The sequence below is a fragment of the Pseudomonas sp. PB106 genome (assembly GCF_009764645.1).
In the GTDB taxonomy this organism is placed as follows: domain Bacteria; phylum Pseudomonadota; class Gammaproteobacteria; order Pseudomonadales; family Pseudomonadaceae; genus Aquipseudomonas.
This window is the reverse complement of the sequence record NZ_RWIM01000053.1, coordinates 40,948-57,977: the sequence shown is the minus strand read 5'-3', so window position 1 is coordinate 57,977 and position 17,030 is coordinate 40,948. Positions and strand designations below refer to the sequence as shown.

Below are 17,030 nucleotides of genomic sequence, written 5' to 3'. Positions count from 1 at the left end.
GGCAGCTCCTACAGTTGAAATGCATTCCTCCTGTAGGAGCTGCCGAAGGCTGCGATCTTTTGCTTTTTAAAGCATCCGTTCAAGGCCCACGCTGGTGCTGAACCACGCATTGAACCGTCGCCACCAACTCCCCGGCTCTTTGGTCAGTGTATGCATCTGGCCATTGTCTTCGGTCACCCAGACGATGTGGTCATCCTGCAACTTCGCCTGATAGCTCAACGCCGGCGCCATGCCCTGCAAGGCCAGTTCGCGCACATGTTCGGCCAGTTCAGGACTGTCCACCAACACGCCGACTTCGGTGTTCCACAGCACCGAGCGCGGGTCGAAATTGAACGAGCCGATAAATGATTTCTGCCGATCAAAGATCATCGCCTTGCTGTGCAAGCTTGAATCCGAGCCGCGAAACGACTTGCTGTAAAACACATGCGGCCCGCTGCCATAGTTATCCCCAGGCTGGCGCCGCAGTTCATACAGTTTTACACCGTGCTCCAGTAACGCCTTGCGATACGGCGCATACCCGCCATGCACCGCCGGCACGTCGGTGGCCTCCAGCGAATTGGTCAGCAGGCTCACCGAGACGCCCGCATCAGCGCGGCCAGTCAAGTAAACCAGCCCCGGCTGACCCGGCACGAAGTACGCCGAAATCATGATCAGCTCTTTACTCACGCCGCGCAGCTCCGGCGCCAGTTGTGTGGTCAGCAGCAATTGCGGATCCGGTTCATCCTTGGCCAGCACCTTGCTCGGTGCATCCCACAGCGCTTGATTCCACGCCCAGATCAGCTCTTTGCGCCAGATGTCCATGCGCGGTTCGGTGGTGAAAGTCATCAACTGCTGATACAGCGCGTGATTCTGTTTACGGGTTTCTTCCAGCGATTCCTCGAGGCGCGTACGGGTGTTTTGCAGATCTTTGGCAGTCGGTTTGCTCGAGAGAAATTCGTCGATCGGCTTGCTTAGCGCGCTGTTCCAGTACTGATCGAAACTATGCCCAAGCTGCTCGGCGACCGGGCCCATGCTGAGCATGTCGATGTCGGTGAAATTCAGGTTCGGCTCGGCATCGAAATACTCATCGCCCAGATTGCGCCCGCCGACGATGGCCGCGCTGTTGTCGGCCAGCCACAGTTTGTTGTGCATCCGTCGGTGTTGCAGCGACAGGTTGAACAGCCTTCCCGCCGCGCGCGTCACGCCGGTGCTGCGGCCCAGATGCAGCGGGTTGAACAGGCGAATCTGGATCTGCGGATGCGCCGCCAGCGTGGCGATGATCAGGTCGAGGCCGTCGCTGGTGGTGTCGTCGAGCAGGATGCGTACGCGCACGCCGCGGTCGGCAGCCTTGAGCAATTCGTCCACCAGCATCCGTGTGCTGATGCCGTCGTGAACGATGTAGTACTGCAAGTCGAGGCTGACCTGCGCATGGCGGATCAACTCGGCGCGGGCGGTGAAAGATTCGGTGCTGTTGGACAACAGACGGAAGCCGGATTGCCCTTTGTACGGTGCGGCTTGCGCCTGAATCGAACGGCCGAAACTGGAGCTCGACGGAGGCAACGCCTGGCTCGGCTCACGCGGCACATCAAGGCTGGCGCAGCCGCTGAGGAACGAGGTGAATAACAGCAAAGCGAGTAGGGGCTGTCTGAAGCTCACGTAGAATCGTTCCGGTTGGCGGCAAAGGTCGGCATATGGACGCTGGTCTGTGGAAAAAGGTCAGTCGGCTTCGGCCAACAATCTGATCGCGGTTTCACCGACCTTGCGCACCGCTTCTTCAACCTGCGCCGTAGGTTTGGCAGCGTAGTTCATCCGCAGGCAATTGCGGTACTTGCCCGAGGCGGAAAAAATGCTGCCGACGGCGATCTGTACGCCTTGATCGAGCAACTCGCGATTCAGTTTCAGGGTGTCGAATCCTTCGGGCAATTCCACCCACAACAGGAAGCTACCCTGCGGACGACTGGCGCGGGTTCCTGCGGGGAAATAGCGAGTGACCCAGTCGATCATCATGTCGCGATTGCGTTGATATTGCGTGCGCATCCGCCGCAAATGCGGTTCGAAATGACCGGACTTGAGAAATTCGGCAATGGCGATCTGCGGTTGCGGTGCGGTGGATCCGGTACTGATGTATTTCATGTGCAGCACTCGTTCCAGATAACGACCCGGTGCAACCCAGCCAATCCGCAGCCCCGGCGCGAGCGTCTTGGAAAACGAGCTGCACAGCAGCACGCGGCCGTCTTCGTCGAAGGATTTGATCGTGCGCGGACGCGGATAGGTGTAGGCCAGTTCGCCATACACATCGTCTTCGATGATCGCCACGTCGAAGCGCTGGGCGAGGTTGAGCAGGGCGCGTTTGCGCGACTCCGGCATGATGTAGCCGAGCGGGTTGTTGCAGTTGGGGGTGAGCTGGATGACCTTGATCGGCCATTGTTCGAGCGCCAGTTCCAGCGCTTCGAGGCTGATGCCGGTGAGCGGATCGGTGGGGATTTCCAGGGCTTTCATGCCCAGACCTTTGAGGGTCTGCATGGCACCGTGGAAACTCGGCGAATCCACCGCGACGATGTCGCCCGGCTCGCAGATCGCGTGGATGCTGGTGGACAGCGCTTCGTGGCAACCGGTAGTGACCACCAGATCGCTGGCGCTCAACTGGCAGCCGGAGTCGAGCATTAATCGGGCGATCTGCTCACGCAGTTCGAGGGTGCCGTGGATATTGTCGTAATACAGGCCGGGCATGTCTTGACGGCGGCTGATACGCGCGAGCCCACGCAGCAACGGTTTCATGGTCGGCGAGCTGATGTCGGGCATGCCGCGCCCCAGTTGCACGACGTCCTTGCGCGGCACCGCGCGAATCAATTCCAGCACTTGATCCCACTGCGAAATTTCCACTGGCCGTTGCGCCGGTCGGCCGACGGCGGGCAGCTCCGGCAGCTCGCGCCCGACCGGGACGAAATAGCCGGACTTGGGTTTCGGCGTGGCCAAGCCGCTGTCTTCGAGCATGCGATAGGCCTGCTGCACCGTGCTCAGGCTGACCCCGTGTTCGACGCTCAAGGCGCGCACCGACGGCAGTCGGTCGCCAGGGCGATAGAAGCCTTGTTCGATACGCGTGCCGAGCAATTCGGCGAGGTTTACGTAGAGGGTCATGGCGCTGCCTCGGTGCAGATGATTCGTTAAACCAGTACAGATGCGGCAAAAATCGACAATTCAGTCTTCAGAGCGGCAAATCTGTATGGAGTTAATACAGTTACTGTGAATCTGTAACGATTTTTGTCGTCCGCGCATCATGGAATCTCTGGCTACCCAAGTAAACAGGAGTATCGAAAATGAACGGCTTGAGCGATGTGCGGCTGACGTTACACAGTCAGGAACTGGCGGCAGGGCAGAAGGATCGTGCGCGCAATGAGATTATGCGCAACGCACCGTCCGGCCTGAGTCGCTGGGATCTGCTGTGGCATCGTCTGCACACGCGCAGGGCGTTACTGGCGTTGACCGCGGATCAGCTCAAGGACATCGGGCTGACGCGTGAGCAAGCGCAGGAGGAAGGGTTGAAGCCGTTCTGGCGGATCTGAGATCTGTATGGTTCTCCACTGATCGTTCCCACGCTCTGCGTGGGAACTCCGCTACGGACGCTCCGCGTCCGCTGTGACGCAGAGCGTCGCTGGATGCATTCCCACGCAGAGCGTGGGAACGATCAGTTAGACCAGTTCTTTGAGACGATGCCACAGCATCCCCAGCGCCAATAGCGGCGAGCGCAAATGCTTGCCGCCCGGGAAGGTGATGTGTGGCACCTTGGCAAACAGGTCAAACCCGCCACTGTGTTGCCCGCTGATCGCCTCGGCCAGCAACTTGCCCGCTAGGTGCGTGGCATTTACACCATGCCCGGAATAAGCCTGGGCGTAATACACATTCGGCTGGTCAGCGAGCCGACCGATCTGCGGCAAGCGGTTGGCACCGATGCCGATCATTCCGCCCCACTGATAATCGATATTCACCCCGGCCAGTTGCGGGAATACCTCAAGCATCTTCGGCTGCATGTACGCAGCGATGTCTTTCGGATCGCGCCCCGAATAATGGCAGGCACCGCCGAACAGCAAGCGACGATCTGCCGAGAGTCGGTAGTAATCCAGCGCCACCCGCTGATCACAGACCGCCATGTTTTGCGGCAGCAGGTTGTGCGCCTGCTCTTCGCTCAACGGTTCGGTGGCAATGATGTAGCTGCCGGCGGGCAGAACCTTGCCGCTGAGTTGCGGATTCAGATCATTCAGATAGGCATTGCAGCCAAGCACCAACGTCTTCGCCCGCACCGAACCTTGCGCGGTGTGGACTTTGACTTCCGGGCCGTAATCGATACGCGTCACCGCCGAATGCTCGAACAGTTGCACGCCCAGTTGCTGCGCCGCTGCCGCCTCGCCCAAGGCCAGATTCAGCGGATGCAGATGGCCGGAGCCCATGTCGATCAAGCCGCCGACGTAGCGTTTGGAACCGACCACCGTGTGCATTTCGTTGGCTTGCAGCAAACGGGTTTCGTAGCGATAGCCGAGGCTGCGCAACTCTTCGGCGTCTTCTGCAAAACCTTCGAGGTCGGATGGTTTGTTGGCGAGGTCGCAGTAGCCCCAGGTCAGGTCGCAGGCAATCTGAAAGCGCTCGACGCGCTGACGAACGATTTCCACCGCTTCCAGGCCCATCAGTTTCATCTCGCGCACGCCGTCGCTGCCGACGACGTTGGCGAACTGATCGAGGCCATGCCCGACGCCGCGAATCAGCTGCCCGCCGTTACGACCGCTGGCGCCCCAGCCGATCTTGTGTGCTTCGAGCAACACCACGCTGAGCCCGCGTTCGGCCAGTTCCAGCGCCGTGTTCAACCCGGAAAAACCACCGCCAACCACGCAGACGTCGGCCACCACTTCGCCTTGCAGCAGCGGATGATCCGGCTGCGGCAGGCTGCTGGCGGCGTAGTAAGAGGCAACGTGGGGTTGGCTCGCGGGGGAGTGGGCGCGGGCAGTCATGGGCGTCATCCTGAGACGGGGGTGTCGAGAAAATTTGACGGAGCATAAGCCGCACGCCCGAACCGGGGCAACACTGGTCGGCCTGCGGTGTCTGGATCGCGGCTTTTGCGGCACAATTGTCGCCTAATTCACCTCGGTCACCGCTTCGATGAGCTGCAACAGCCAGAAAATCCGCACCTTGCGTCAGCAGATTCCCTCGTTCGAGTGCGTGCCCGGCTGCCACGATTGCTGTGGGCCGGTGACGACCTCGCCGGAAGAAATGGCCCGCCTGCCGCGCAAGACCCGCGCTGAACAGGATGCGGCGATGGAAGAGCTGAACTGTGTGCATCTGGGGCCGAATGGTTGCACGGTGTATGAAGAGCGGCCGCTGATTTGCCGATTGTTTGGCACCACCAAAACCTTGCCTTGCCCAAATGAGCGGCGACCTGTGGAGTTGATTCATCCGCGGGTCGAGAAGCAGATATTCGAGTACATGGCAGCGAATCGGCAGGTGTTGGTTTAAAAGATCGCAGCCTTCGGCAGCTCCTACAGAGAAATGGAACGTTCCCACGCAGAGCGTGGGAACGATCATCTCGGTGCTCAATCCGGAATCGGCAGGTTCAGGCTCTCTTTCACCTCTTCCATCACGATATAACTCTTCGACTCCCGCACATGCGGCAGCTTCAACAGAATGTCGCCCAGCAGCTTGCGGTACGAAGCCATCTCGGAAATCCGCGCCTTCACCAAATAGTCGAAATCTCCTGACACCAAATGACATTCCAGCACGTGCGGCAACTTCAGCACCGCGCGTCGGAACTCTTCGAAAGTGTCGCCGGATTTGTAGTCGAGGCTGATCTCGACGAACACCAGCAAGCTACCCTTCAAGTGCTGCGGATTCAGCCGGGCGTTGTAGCCCATGATGATGCCTTCGCGCTCCAGACGCCGCACCCGCTCGGTGCACGGCGTGGTCGAGAGCCCGACCTTTTCGCCTAGTTCGGTGAAGGAAATCCGCCCGTCCGCCTGCAGGATCCGCAAGATGTTGCGGTCAATCTTGTCCAGCTCACGTTTGGTCTGAGTGTTGGTACGCATAGGGGATGCGCCTCCGTGAAAAGGGTTTTTGCCGAGAATTGTCGCCAAATATAGGCGCTTATATAGTGAAAAGCACTGGCATTTCTTTTTTACACTGCGCGCATCATTGCTCTAACAACAGACGTGCGCGGCCCTGCCGCGATGAGGGATACAAAATGCGTGTAATGGTCTTGGGTAGCGGCGTCATCGGTACCGCCAGTGCTTACTATCTGGCCCGTGCCGGGTTTGAAGTGGTGGTGGTCGACCGGCAGCCTGCTGCGGCCATGGAGACCAGTTTCGCCAACGCCGGCCAAGTGTCGCCGGGCTACGCCTCGCCGTGGGCCGCGCCGGGCGTACCGCTCAAGGCGATCAAGTGGCTGCTGCAACGTCACGCCCCTCTCGCGATCAAGGCCACCGCCGACATCGATCAGTATCTGTGGATGGCGCAGATGCTGCGCAACTGCACCGCCAACCGTTATGCGGTGAACAAGGAACGCATGGTGCGTCTGTCCGAGTACAGCCGCGACTGCCTCGACGAATTGCGCGCCGAAACCGGCATCGCCTACGAAGGCCGCAGCCTCGGTACAACCCAGCTGTTCCGCACCCAGGCACAGCTTGATGGCGCCGCGAAAGACATCGCCGTACTGAAAGAATCCGGCGTACCGTTCGAAGTCCTCGACCGCGCTGGCATTGCCCGCGTCGAGCCAGCCTTGGCGGGCGTTACCGACATCCTCGCCGGTGCCCTGCGCCTGCCGAACGACCAGACCGGCGACTGCCAGATGTTCACCACGCGTCTCGCTGAAATGGCGGTGAAACTCGGCGTGGAATTCCGCTTCGGTCAGGACATCCAGAAACTCGACTACGCCGGTGATCGCATCAACGGCGTGTGGATCGACGGCAAGCTGGAAACCGCCGACCGCTACGTGCTGGCCCTCGGCAGCTACTCACCACAATTGCTCAAGCCGCTGGGCATCAAAGCCCCGGTTTATCCGCTGAAGGGTTACTCGCTGACGGTGCCGATCACCAACCCGGCAATGGCGCCGACGTCGACCATTCTCGACGAGACCTACAAGGTCGCGATCACCCGTTTCGACAACCGCATCCGCGTTGGCGGCATGGCCGAAATCGCCGGTTTTGACCTGTCGCTGAACCCGCGTCGCCGCGAAACCCTGGAGATGATCGTCAACGACCTTTATCCTCAGGGCGGTAATCTGGCCGAGGCGAGTTTCTGGACCGGCCTGCGGCCGACCACCCCGGACGGCACGCCAATCGTCGGCGCCACGCCGTTCAAGAACCTGTTCCTCAACACCGGCCACGGCACGCTTGGTTGGACCATGGCATGCGGTTCCGGTCGTTTGCTGGCCGACCTGATGGCGAAGAAAAAGCCACAGATCAGCGCCGAAGGCCTCGATATTTCCCGTTATGGCAACAAAATTCAGGAGTCCGCAAAACATGTCAATCCAGCGCCAGCTCACCAATGAGCGCATGAGTCAGATCGTCAGCCACAACGGCACCGTGTATCTGGCCGGGCAGGTCGGCGACGACTTCAACGCCGGGATTGAACAGCAGACCCGCGACGTTCTGGCCAATATCGAGCGTTTGCTTGATCTGGCCGGCACCGACAAACAGCACCTGTTGTCGGCGACGATTTACCTGAATGGCATCGATGAGCACTTCGCCGGGATGAACTCGGTGTGGGATCAGTGGCTGCCAAAAGGCGCTGCTCCGGCCCGCGCCACCGTTGAAGCGAAAATGGCCAAGCCGAGCATTCTGGTAGAAATCTCTATCGTCGCTGCGCTGCCGTAAACCGTTGTAAAGATCCCTCTCCCGGCGCTGTTGGCGGTTCACGTCGTCAGTCGGCGCCGGTTTTTATTCCCATGTCCGCCTAGAAGTCTGCCGCCATGCGTCCTGCCCGTGCCCTGATCGACCTTCAAGCCCTGCGCCACAACTACCGAATTGCCCGCGAAGTCACCGGCGCCAAGGCGCTCGCGGTGATCAAGGCCGATGCTTACGGCCATGGCGCGGTCCGTTGCGCCCAGGCGCTGGAAGCCGAGGCCGACGGTTTTGCCGTGGCTTGCATCGAAGAGGCTTTGGAGCTGCGCGCTGCTGGTATTCGCGCACCGGTGTTGTTGCTCGAAGGTTTTTTCGAGGCAGATGAGCTGGCGCTGATCGTCGAGCATGATTTCTGGACGGTAGTGCATTCGCTGTGGCAACTCGAAGCGATTGAGCAAACGAAGCTGAGCAAGCCGATCACCGTGTGGCTGAAGCTCGATTCGGGCATGCACCGCGTTGGCCTGCATCCGAAGGATTATCCAACGGCCTATCAGCGTCTACTGGCCAGCGGCAAAGTGGCGAAAATCGTCTTGATGAGCCATTTCGCCCGCGCCGACGAGCTGCACGCGCAGAGTAGTACCGAGCAAGTCGCCGTGTTTGAGGCGGCGCGTCAGGGCCTGGCGGCGGAATTCAGCCTGCGCAACTCGCCCGCCGTGCTTGGCTGGCCGCAGATTCACAGTGACTGGGTGCGTCCGGGCATCATGCTCTACGGCGCGACCCCGTTCGAGGAAGCCAACGCCGTGGCTGATCGTCTGCAACCGGTGATGACCCTGGAATCGAAAGTCATCAGCATGCGCGAACTGCCCGCCGGCGAGCCGGTGGGTTATGGCGCCAAGTTCGTCACCGACAAACCAATGCGCATCGGCGTGGTGGCCATGGGTTACGCCGATGGTTATCCGCGTCAGGCGCCGACCGGCACGCCAGTTTTGGTCGCCGGCAAGCGCAGCCGCATTCTCGGTCGCGTGTCGATGGACATGCTCTGCATCGATCTGACTGACGTGCCGGAAGCAGGCTTGGGTTCCACCGTCGAACTGTGGGGCAAAAACATTCTCGCCAGTGAAGTGGCGCAGTGGGCCGATACCATCCCGTACCAGATCTTCTGCAACCTGCGCCGGGTGCCAAGGCTCTATTCCGAGGGTTGAAGCCGCTGCGGGGGCCAAGTGTTGTAAATACTGAACGCTGTCGCCATGATAACGCTCAATATTCTTACAACATCAGGAGGCTCGCGCCTTGGACGTCGGTGAACGACTGCAATCGATCCGCAAGCTCAAAGGGCTTTCCCAGCGTGAACTCGCCAAACGTGCGGGCGTCACCAACAGCACCATTTCGATGATCGAAAAGAACAGCGTCAGCCCTTCGATCAGTTCGCTGAGAAAGGTACTGGGCGGCATTCCCATGTCCATGGTCGAGTTCTTTTCCGAAGAAATCCTGCAGGAAGTCCCGACCCAGATCGTCTACAAGGCCAACGAGCTGATCGACATTTCCGACGGCGCCGTGACCATGAAACTGGTCGGCCGCGCGCACCCCAGCCGCGCTATCGCATTCCTCAATGAAATCTACCCGCCGGGCGCCGATACCGGCGAAGAAATGCTCACCCATGAAGGCGAAGAAACCGGGATTCTGGTGGAAGGTCGCCTGGAACTGGTCGTGGGTCTGGAAACTTTTATTCTCGAAGCCGGCGACAGCTACTACTTTGAAAGTACCAAGCCGCATCGTTTTCGAAATCCGTTCGACTTGCCTGCGCGACTAATCAGCGCAGCCACGCCAGCGAATTTCTAAACCAAGAGGCGTCAGGCCACTACGGCGAAGGCACCCGGACCGTTTTACCGATGCGCAACAAGACCCCTTTAATCATGGGGTTGTTTCAGTGTAGCGGGCTACCCGCTATACTTGCGCCCGCCTGCGAACCGTGGCCGCAGGCGTGAATAGCCACCATTGAGGGTGAACGCGTGAATCTAATTATGAAAATGCTGGCTGCACCAGCAACCGTATTGGCCCTCTGGGCTGTCAGCGCTCAAGCTGCGACGAATGACGACATTGCCAAACGCCTCGAGCCTGTCGGCCAGGTGTGTGTACAAGGTCAGGAATGCAAAGGGATGGAAGTGGCTGCGACTGCCGGCGGTGGTGGCGGTGCCAAGACCCCGGACGAAGTGATTGCCAAACATTGCAACGCTTGCCACGGCACCGGCCTGTTGGGCGCGCCGAAAATCGGTGACACCGCAGCCTGGAAAGAACGCGCCGATCACCAGGGCGGCCTCGACGGTATCCTCGCCAAAGCCATCACCGGTATCAACTCGATGCCACCGAAAGGCACGTGCGCCGATTGCTCGGACGACGAGTTGAAGGGCGCAATCGAGAAGATGTCCGGCCTGAAATAAGCCGCGCTTGTAACGAAAAAAACCGTCTCCGGACGGTTTTTTTGTGTCTGCGATTTGCGCCTGGAGGCTGTTCATTGCAGCAAAGTAGCGGCAAGCTCGGTCTACCTCTATTCACGGAACGGGCAGGAGGCTTCAGATGGTGCAGTTGTGTTCGATCGAACAGGCAGTGGACGATGTGCTGGCGCGTTTGCCGGCGCACATCCACATGGGCATGCCGCTGGGGTTGGGCAAGCCCAATCACTTCGTCAACGCGCTGTACCGGCGAATCAAAGCGCTGCCCGAGCGCCAACTGACGATTTACACCGCGCTGTGTCTAGGTCGCCCTGCACTGGGCGATGGCTTGCAAAAGCGATTTATCGAACCCTTTGTCGAGCGCGTGTTTGGCGACTACCCGGAATTCGATTTTCTCGCCGACCTGCACCGCGACAGCCTGCCCGCCAACATCCGCATCGAACAGTTCTTCATGCAGCCCGGCAGCCTGCTCAACAGCGCGCCGGCCCAGCAAGATTACGTCAGCAGCAACTACAGTCACGCCGCCCGTGACATCAACGCCGCCGGGCTGAACCTGGTGGCGCAGTTGCTCGCCAGCAGCAGCGAACATCCGGATCGCTTGAGCCTGAGTTGCAACCCGGACATCACCCTCGACCTGTTGCCGATGATCGCCAAGCGCCGCGATGCCGGGGAAACGATTTTGCTGGTCGGCCAGGTACACACGGATCTGCCGTACATGCCGGGCGATGCCGAAGTCGACATCGACACCTTCGACCTGCTGATCGACGCGAAGGACAGCAGCACGCTGTTTTCCACGCCGAACATGCCGGTGGGTTTTCAGGATCATTTCATCGGTGTGCACGCGAGTACGCTGGTGCGCGACGGCGGCACGCTGCAGATCGGCATCGGCTCGATGGGCGACGCGTTGACCGCCGCATTGCTGGCACGTCAGGCGGACAACGCCGGGTACAAGGCGTTGCTCGATGACATCAACCTTAGCCAATGGGCGCAATTGATCGAGCGTGAGGGCGGCACTGGGCCGTTCGCAAAAGGCTTGTACGGTTGCAGCGAAATGTTCGTCAACGGCCTGCTGGTGTTGGCGGATGCGGGGATCATCCGGCGCAAGGTCTATCCGGATGTGCCGACCCAGGAACAGGCCAACGCCGGCACCCTCGACGAGGCCGCGCAGCCTGACGGCATCTCGGTGCACGGCGGATTCTTCCTCGGCCCGCGCAGTTTCTACGAGCGCCTGCGCGAGCTGCCGCAGAGCAAACGCCTCGAATTCAACATGACCCGCATCAGCTACATCAACGAGTTGTACGGACAGGAAGAACTCAAGCGCCTACAACGCCTTGATGCGCGATTTATCAACACCGTGTTCACCATGACGTTGCTCGGTGCCGGTGTGGCGGATCAACTGGAAGACGGCCGAGTGCTCAGCGGTGTTGGCGGGCAATACAACTTCGTGGCGCAGGGCCATGCACTGCACGATGCGCGCTCGATTCTTGTTCTGCGCAGCTGGCGCGAGTCGGGTGGCGATGTCAGTTCCAACATCGTTTGGGAATACGGCCACTGCACGATTCCACGGCATCTGCGCGACATTGTCGTCACCGAGTACGGCATTGCTGATCTGCGTGGCAAATCCGATGCGGTGGTCATTGAATCGCTACTCAATATCAGCGACTCACGCTTCCAGCAGGGCTTGATCGAACAAGCGCAAAAGGTCGGCAAGCTGCCAAAGGATTTCCGCCTCGACCCACGCTTCGCCGACAACACGCCGCAGCGTTTGCAGGCGATTGCCGCACGGCATCCGCATCTGTTTCCGGAGTATCCGTTGGGCTGTGATTTCACAGTGATTGAAAAGGATTTACTACGTGCGCTGAACTGGCTGAAGAGCAAGTTCAAACTCACTGAGATTCTGGATCTGGGCAAAGCAGCCCTCGACGCCCCGGAGGCATCGCTGTATCCCGAGCACCTTGAGCGCATGCAACTGACAAACCCGGAAGGTCTGAAAGAAGACCTCTTCCAGCGCCTGCTCCTCACCGGCCTAAAAGCCACCGCGCAATAACTGCCTGACCCAAAACAACTGTAGGAGTGAGCCTGCTCGCGATGGCGGTGTATCAGCCGACGAAAATATCAGCTGACACTACGCTATCGCGAGCAGGCTCACTCCTACAGGAGATCTGCGGTGTGGCTTTATTCGATGAAGGTGACCACGCCACCCGTCAGCGATTTCACCCGGGCCAGCGATTCGACGCGGTAGCCCTGCGAGTCCAGTTCGGCGCGGCCGCCCTGGAACGACTTCTCGATAACGATGCCCAGACCGGCAACGGTCGCGCCGGCCTGTTTGATGATCGAGATCAGCGCTTGCGACGCCTTACCGTTGGCCAGGAAGTCGTCGATGATCAGCACGCGATCGCTGCTGGTCAGGTGGCGCGGGGAGATGGCCACGGTGCTTTCGGTCTTTTTGGTGAACGAGTAAACGGTCGCCGACAGCAGGTTTTCAGTCAGGGTCAGGGACTGTTGCTTGCGGGCGAAGATCACCGGCACGCCAAGGTTCAGACCGGTCATGATCGCCGGGGCGATGCCCGAGGCTTCGATGGTGACGATCTTGGTGATGCCCGAGTCCTTGAACAGCGCGGCGAATTCGTCGCCGATCAGCTTCATCAGGGCCGGGTCGATCTGGTGGTTCAGGAAGGCGTCGACCTTCAGGACCTGGTCGGAAAGCACAATGCCTTGTTCGCGGATTTTCTGGTGCAATGCTTCCATGAAGCTGTCCTCTTTTGGCGCTTTGTGCGCCGAAGGTCTAGTAAAAAAAGTGGTCAATTCTAGCGCTTTAACATCGCGCGTATATCAGCCAATGCGCTATTGCCGCGCACGACTTTGACTTCGGTCGGTGTGTCGTCGTTGCCTTCCCAGGCCAGATCGTCCGGTGGCAGCTCATCGAGGAAGCGGCTCGGCGCGCAGTCGATGATTTCGCCGTACTGCTTGCGCTTGGCGGCGAAGGTGAAGGCCAGGGTCTGACGTGCGCGGGTGATGCCCACGTAGGCCAGGCGGCGTTCTTCTTCGATGGTGTCGGCTTCGATGCTGGAGCGGTGCGGGAGGATTTCCTCTTCCATGCCCATGATGAACACGTAAGGGAATTCCAGCCCCTTGGAGGCGTGCAACGTCATCATCTGCACGCCTTCGGCGCCGTCCTCCTCTTCCTGCTGACGTTCGAGCATGTCACGCAGGACCAGCTTGCCGATGGCATCCTCGACGGTCATTTCGCCTTCTTCGTCCTTCTCGAGGGTGTTTTTCAACGCCTCGATCAGGAACCAGACGTTGCTCATCCGGTAGTCCGCAGCCTTGTCGCTGGAGCTGTTGGTGCGCAGCCAGTTCTCGTAGTCGATGTCCATGACCATGCTGCGCAGCGCCGAGATCGGGTCTTCGCCGGCGCACTGCTCGCGCACCTTGTCCATGAAACGCTTGAAGCGTCCCAGGCGATCCGTGAAGCGGCTGTCCAGATGCTCGCCCAGACCGATTTCGTCGGTGGCGGCGTACATCGAGATCTTGCGTTCGGTGGCGTAGTTGCCGAGTTTTTCCAGGGTGGTCGAGCCGATTTCCCGGCGCGGCACGTTGATCACCCGCAGGAAAGCGTTGTCGTCATCCGGGTTCACGATCAGGCGGAAGTAGGCCATCAAGTCCTTTACTTCCTGGCGACCGAAGAAGCTGTTACCGCCGCTCAGGCGGTACGGCACCTGATGGTGCTGCAACTTCAGCTCGATCAGTTTGGCCTGATAGTTACCGCGATAAAGGATCGCGAAGTCGCTGTACGGGCGGTCGGTGCGCAAGTGCAGGCTGAGGATTTCCATGGCCACGCGCTCGGCTTCGGCGTCCTCGTTGCGGCAGCGGATCACACGGATCTCGTCGCCGTGGCCCATCTCACTCCACAACTGCTTTTCGAATTCGTGCGGGTTGTTCGAGATCAGCACGTTGGCGCAACGCAGGATGCGACTCGTCGAGCGGTAGTTCTGTTCGAGCATCACCACTTTCAGCGATGGATAGTCGTCCTTGAGGAGCATCAGGTTTTCCGGCCGCGCGCCGCGCCAGGCGTAGATCGACTGGTCGTCGTCGCCTACCACGGTGAACTGGTTGCGCTTGCCGATGAGCATTTTTACCAGCAAGTATTGGCTGGCGTTGGTGTCCTGATATTCGTCGACGAGCAGGTAGCGCACCTTGTTCTGCCACTTTTCGAGAATGTCGGCGTGTTCTTCGAAGAGTTTTACCGGCAGCAGGATCAAGTCGTCGAAGTCCACCGCGTTGAACGCTTTGAGCGTGCGCTGATAGTGGGTGTAGACGATGGCGGCAGTCTGTTCCTTGGGATTACGCGCGTTCTCCAGCGCCTGAGGCGGCAGGATCAGGTCGTTTTTCCAGGCGCCGATCATGTTCTTGATCTCGTCGACGCCGTCTTCGCCCGCGTATTCCTTCTGCATGATGTCGGTCATCAGGGACTTGACGTCGGTCTCGTCAAAGATCGAGAAACCGGGTTTGTAGCCAAGCCGCACGTGTTCCTTGCGGATGATGTTCAGGCCGAGGTTGTGGAAGGTGCAGACCGTCAGACCGCGCCCTTCGCCGGCGCGCAGCAAGGTGCCGACCCGCTCTTTCATCTCGCGCGCGGCCTTGTTGGTAAAGGTCATGGCGACGATGTACTGGGCACGGATGCCGCAGTTCTGGATCAGGTGCGCGATCTTGCGCGTGATCACGCTGGTCTTGCCGGAGCCAGCACCGGCGAGCACCAATAGAGGGCCGCCGACGTAGTTCACGGCTTCTTGCTGCCGGGGATTGAGTCGGGACATACGAAAATTCGGGAGTCGTTGACGAAATGGGCCGGCATTTTAACAGGCTCAGAGAATTGTGCTGCTCTGTCCGACTTGTGACGTACCACGCGATTCAAATTTGCCGGTTTTGTTACTTTCACGCAGGATGCGCGGTGATTTTGCGGCTAATGTTCTCATTCGTGACACAAAATAACGTTTTGATAACCGTTGTCATTTGGTCATTGAACTGCGCAACGGCATAATGCCCCGCCCACATCTTTGCAGAGTCTAGGGAGCTAGCTTGTCTACGCCTGTCGAACCCTTGCGTTTGCTGCTACTGGCCGAAGAGCCAGCGTGGACAGCGTTATTGCGTGAGTGTCTGGCTCCGATGGGGAGCGCGGCGGTGCTGATCAGCGCGCCGAGCTGGGAGTCGGTCAGCAGTTTGTTCGAAGACAACCGCCACGCGGTGTTGTTGACTATTCCGGCATTGCAACCGGCACCCGGCCGTTGCAGCCTGCCGACGGTATTGCTGCTGGAGCACGAACCGGACACCGCGCCGGTTGGTGTCAGTGACTGGTTGGTGTTCGACGCCCTCGACGCCGGCATGCTGCGCCGTTGCCTGCGCCATGTGCGCGAACGCGGCGTTCTGGAAAACACCCTGCAACGCCTCGCCGAACAGGATCCGCTGACTGGCATCGCCAACCGCCAGGGTTTCCAGACCTTGCTCACGGCGCGCCTCGCGGAAAACGACGGTCGCGGCTTGGCCCTCGGCCATCTCGATCTCGACAACTTCCGCCACGCCAACGACGCCCTCGGCCATCAGGCCGGCGACCGTTTGATCCTGCAAGTCGTCGCACGGCTGAAAAGTCAGCTGGAGGCCGGCGATCAACTGGCGCGGCTGGGCAGCGACGAATTCGCCTTGCTGATCGACACCCGTCGCGCGCCGCAACGCGCCGAATGGATGGCCGAACGCATTACCGAAGCCTTGGCCGAACCGTATTGGGTGGATGGCGAGAGCCTGTTGATCGGCTCCAGCCTCGGCATCGCCCATGCCCGTGCACAGGCCGGCGCCGATCCGCTGATGTGGCACGCCCACATCGCCATGCAACAGGCCAAGAGCACTCAGGGCTGCACCTTTCATATCTTCAACGAACGTATCAACCGCAACGCACGGAGCATGGCCGACCTCGAAAGCGAGCTGCGCCGGGCGTTGCGTCGTGATGAGCTGGAGCTGCATTACCAGCCACGCCTGAATCTTGAGGACGGCCAGATCGTCGGCCTCGAAGCCTTGGTGCGCTGGCGCCACGGCGAGCGCGGTCTGTTGCCGCCAAGCGAATTCGTGCCTTTGGCCGAGCAGAGCGGTTTGATTGTGCCGTTGGGTTACTGGGTGATTTCCCGGGCGCTGCGTGACATGCAGGCGCTGCGTGAGCGCGGGTTGCCAGCGCTGCACATGGCGATCAACCTGTCGTTTCGCCAGTTTCAGGACAGCCAGTTGTTGCCGACCCTCAGCCGCTTGATCGCTGAGCGCGGTGTTGAAGCGCAGTGGCTGGAATTCGAACTGACCGAAACGGCGGTGATGCGCCGCAGCGATCTGGTCAAGCAGACCATGGATGCGCTCGGGCGCCTCGGCGTGCGTTTCTCGCTGGATGATTTCGGTACCGGGTTCTCGTCGTTCGTACACCTCAACAGCTTGCCGATCACTTTGCTGAAGATCGACAAGAGCTTTGTCGGTGGCATGGAACAGCGCGAAGAAAACCGTAAATTGGTGCATGCGATGATCAATCTCGCGCACAACCTGCACCTGGAAGTGGTGGCGGAAGGGGTCGAGACGCCGGAACAACTGGAACTGCTGCGCGGCTTTGGTTGCGATCAGGTGCAGGGTTATCTGATCAGCCGGCCGTTGCCGTTGGCGGAACTGGTTGAATACCTGACGTTTGGCTCAAGCCAACAGGCTGCTGTGGAGGCCGTTTAAAAGATCGCAGCCTGCGGCAGCTCCTACACCG

Annotated in this window: 15 protein-coding genes; 9 read left to right on the top strand and 6 right to left on the bottom strand. The window is 59.9% G+C overall.

Annotated features, from left to right (window positions below):
• Nucleotides 1–66 precede the first annotated feature (66 nt).
• Nucleotides 67–1,635: a phospholipase D family protein gene (locus tag EJA71_RS07455; protein ID WP_158955564.1), complete on the bottom strand. Its 1,569-nt coding sequence runs from the start codon at nucleotides 1,633–1,635 to the stop codon at nucleotides 67–69.
• A gap of 60 nt (nucleotides 1,636–1,695) precedes the next feature.
• The gene (locus EJA71_RS07450; RefSeq protein WP_158955562.1) at nucleotides 1,696–3,117 is read right to left on the bottom strand and encodes a PLP-dependent aminotransferase family protein; all 1,422 of its coding nucleotides are present in this window, start codon (nucleotides 3,115–3,117) and stop codon (nucleotides 1,696–1,698) included.
• 179 nt (nucleotides 3,118–3,296) lie between these two features.
• On the opposite strand from EJA71_RS07450, the gene EJA71_RS07445 reads away from it, so the two are divergent.
• Nucleotides 3,297–3,542 carry a DUF1127 domain-containing protein gene (locus tag EJA71_RS07445; protein WP_158955560.1) on the top strand — a complete coding sequence of 82 codons (246 nt, stop codon included), beginning with the start codon at nucleotides 3,297–3,299 and terminating at the stop codon, nucleotides 3,540–3,542.
• 126 nt (nucleotides 3,543–3,668) lie between these two features.
• Here the strand turns inward: EJA71_RS07445 and EJA71_RS07440 are convergent, their stop codons facing one another.
• The gene (locus tag EJA71_RS07440; protein WP_158955558.1) at nucleotides 3,669–4,979 is read right to left on the bottom strand and encodes an FAD-binding oxidoreductase; all 1,311 of its coding nucleotides are present in this window, start codon (nucleotides 4,977–4,979) and stop codon (nucleotides 3,669–3,671) included.
• A 148-nt stretch (nucleotides 4,980–5,127) separates the two neighbouring features.
• Between EJA71_RS07440 and EJA71_RS07435 the strand changes: the two genes are divergently transcribed.
• Complete coding sequence (locus EJA71_RS07435) at nucleotides 5,128–5,481, top strand: YkgJ family cysteine cluster protein (protein WP_064389779.1); 354 nt, start codon at nucleotides 5,128–5,130, stop codon at nucleotides 5,479–5,481.
• Between the two features lie 77 nt (nucleotides 5,482–5,558).
• Here EJA71_RS07435 and EJA71_RS07430 read toward each other — a convergent pair whose 3' ends face one another.
• A complete protein-coding gene (locus EJA71_RS07430; RefSeq protein ID WP_003206849.1) occupies nucleotides 5,559–6,047 on the bottom strand; it encodes an Lrp/AsnC ligand binding domain-containing protein in 489 nt (162 codons plus the stop codon).
• Nucleotides 6,048–6,202: 155 nt separating this feature from the next.
• Here EJA71_RS07430 and dadA point away from each other — a divergent pair, with 155 nt between their 5' ends.
• From dadA to EJA71_RS07400, 6 genes are all read left to right on the top strand, one after another.
• On the top strand, nucleotides 6,203–7,507 hold the full coding sequence (gene dadA / locus EJA71_RS07425) for a D-amino acid dehydrogenase (RefSeq protein ID WP_064389549.1): 1,305 nt from the start codon (nucleotides 6,203–6,205) through the stop codon (nucleotides 7,505–7,507).
• Complete coding sequence (locus tag EJA71_RS07420) at nucleotides 7,479–7,832, top strand: RidA family protein (RefSeq protein WP_053125004.1); 354 nt, start codon at nucleotides 7,479–7,481, stop codon at nucleotides 7,830–7,832. The genes dadA and EJA71_RS07420 overlap by 29 nt, the downstream gene beginning before the upstream one ends.
• Nucleotides 7,833–7,927: 95 nt before the next feature.
• Complete coding sequence (gene alr, locus EJA71_RS07415) at nucleotides 7,928–9,001, top strand: alanine racemase (RefSeq protein WP_158955556.1); 1,074 nt, start codon at nucleotides 7,928–7,930, stop codon at nucleotides 8,999–9,001.
• Between the two features lie 88 nt (nucleotides 9,002–9,089).
• A complete protein-coding gene (locus tag EJA71_RS07410) occupies nucleotides 9,090–9,638 on the top strand; it encodes a cupin domain-containing protein (protein WP_008086779.1) in 549 nt (182 codons plus the stop codon).
• Between the two features lie 182 nt (nucleotides 9,639–9,820).
• The gene (locus tag EJA71_RS07405; RefSeq protein WP_158955570.1) at nucleotides 9,821–10,237 is read left to right on the top strand and encodes a cytochrome c5 family protein; all 417 of its coding nucleotides are present in this window, start codon (nucleotides 9,821–9,823) and stop codon (nucleotides 10,235–10,237) included.
• A gap of 136 nt (nucleotides 10,238–10,373) precedes the next feature.
• Nucleotides 10,374–12,296 (top strand): acetyl-CoA hydrolase/transferase C-terminal domain-containing protein, encoded by a 1,923-nt coding sequence (locus EJA71_RS07400; RefSeq protein ID WP_158955554.1) that lies wholly within the window; start codon nucleotides 10,374–10,376, stop codon nucleotides 12,294–12,296.
• Nucleotides 12,297–12,424: 128 nt separating this feature from the next.
• On the opposite strand, the gene EJA71_RS07395 is transcribed toward EJA71_RS07400, so the two are convergent.
• Together EJA71_RS07395 and rep are read right to left on the bottom strand one after the other, a co-directional pair.
• The gene (locus tag EJA71_RS07395) at nucleotides 12,425–12,997 is read right to left on the bottom strand and encodes a xanthine phosphoribosyltransferase (RefSeq protein WP_016985833.1); all 573 of its coding nucleotides are present in this window, start codon (nucleotides 12,995–12,997) and stop codon (nucleotides 12,425–12,427) included.
• A 59-nt stretch (nucleotides 12,998–13,056) separates the two neighbouring features.
• Nucleotides 13,057–15,066 (bottom strand): DNA helicase Rep, encoded by a 2,010-nt coding sequence (gene rep, locus EJA71_RS07390; protein ID WP_016985834.1) that lies wholly within the window; start codon nucleotides 15,064–15,066, stop codon nucleotides 13,057–13,059.
• A gap of 262 nt (nucleotides 15,067–15,328) precedes the next feature.
• Between rep and EJA71_RS07385 the strand changes: the two genes are divergently transcribed.
• Nucleotides 15,329–16,999, top strand: coding sequence for a bifunctional diguanylate cyclase/phosphodiesterase (locus EJA71_RS07385; protein ID WP_158955552.1), 1,671 nt, complete (start codon nucleotides 15,329–15,331; stop codon nucleotides 16,997–16,999).
• Nucleotides 17,000–17,030: the final 31 nt, after the last annotated feature.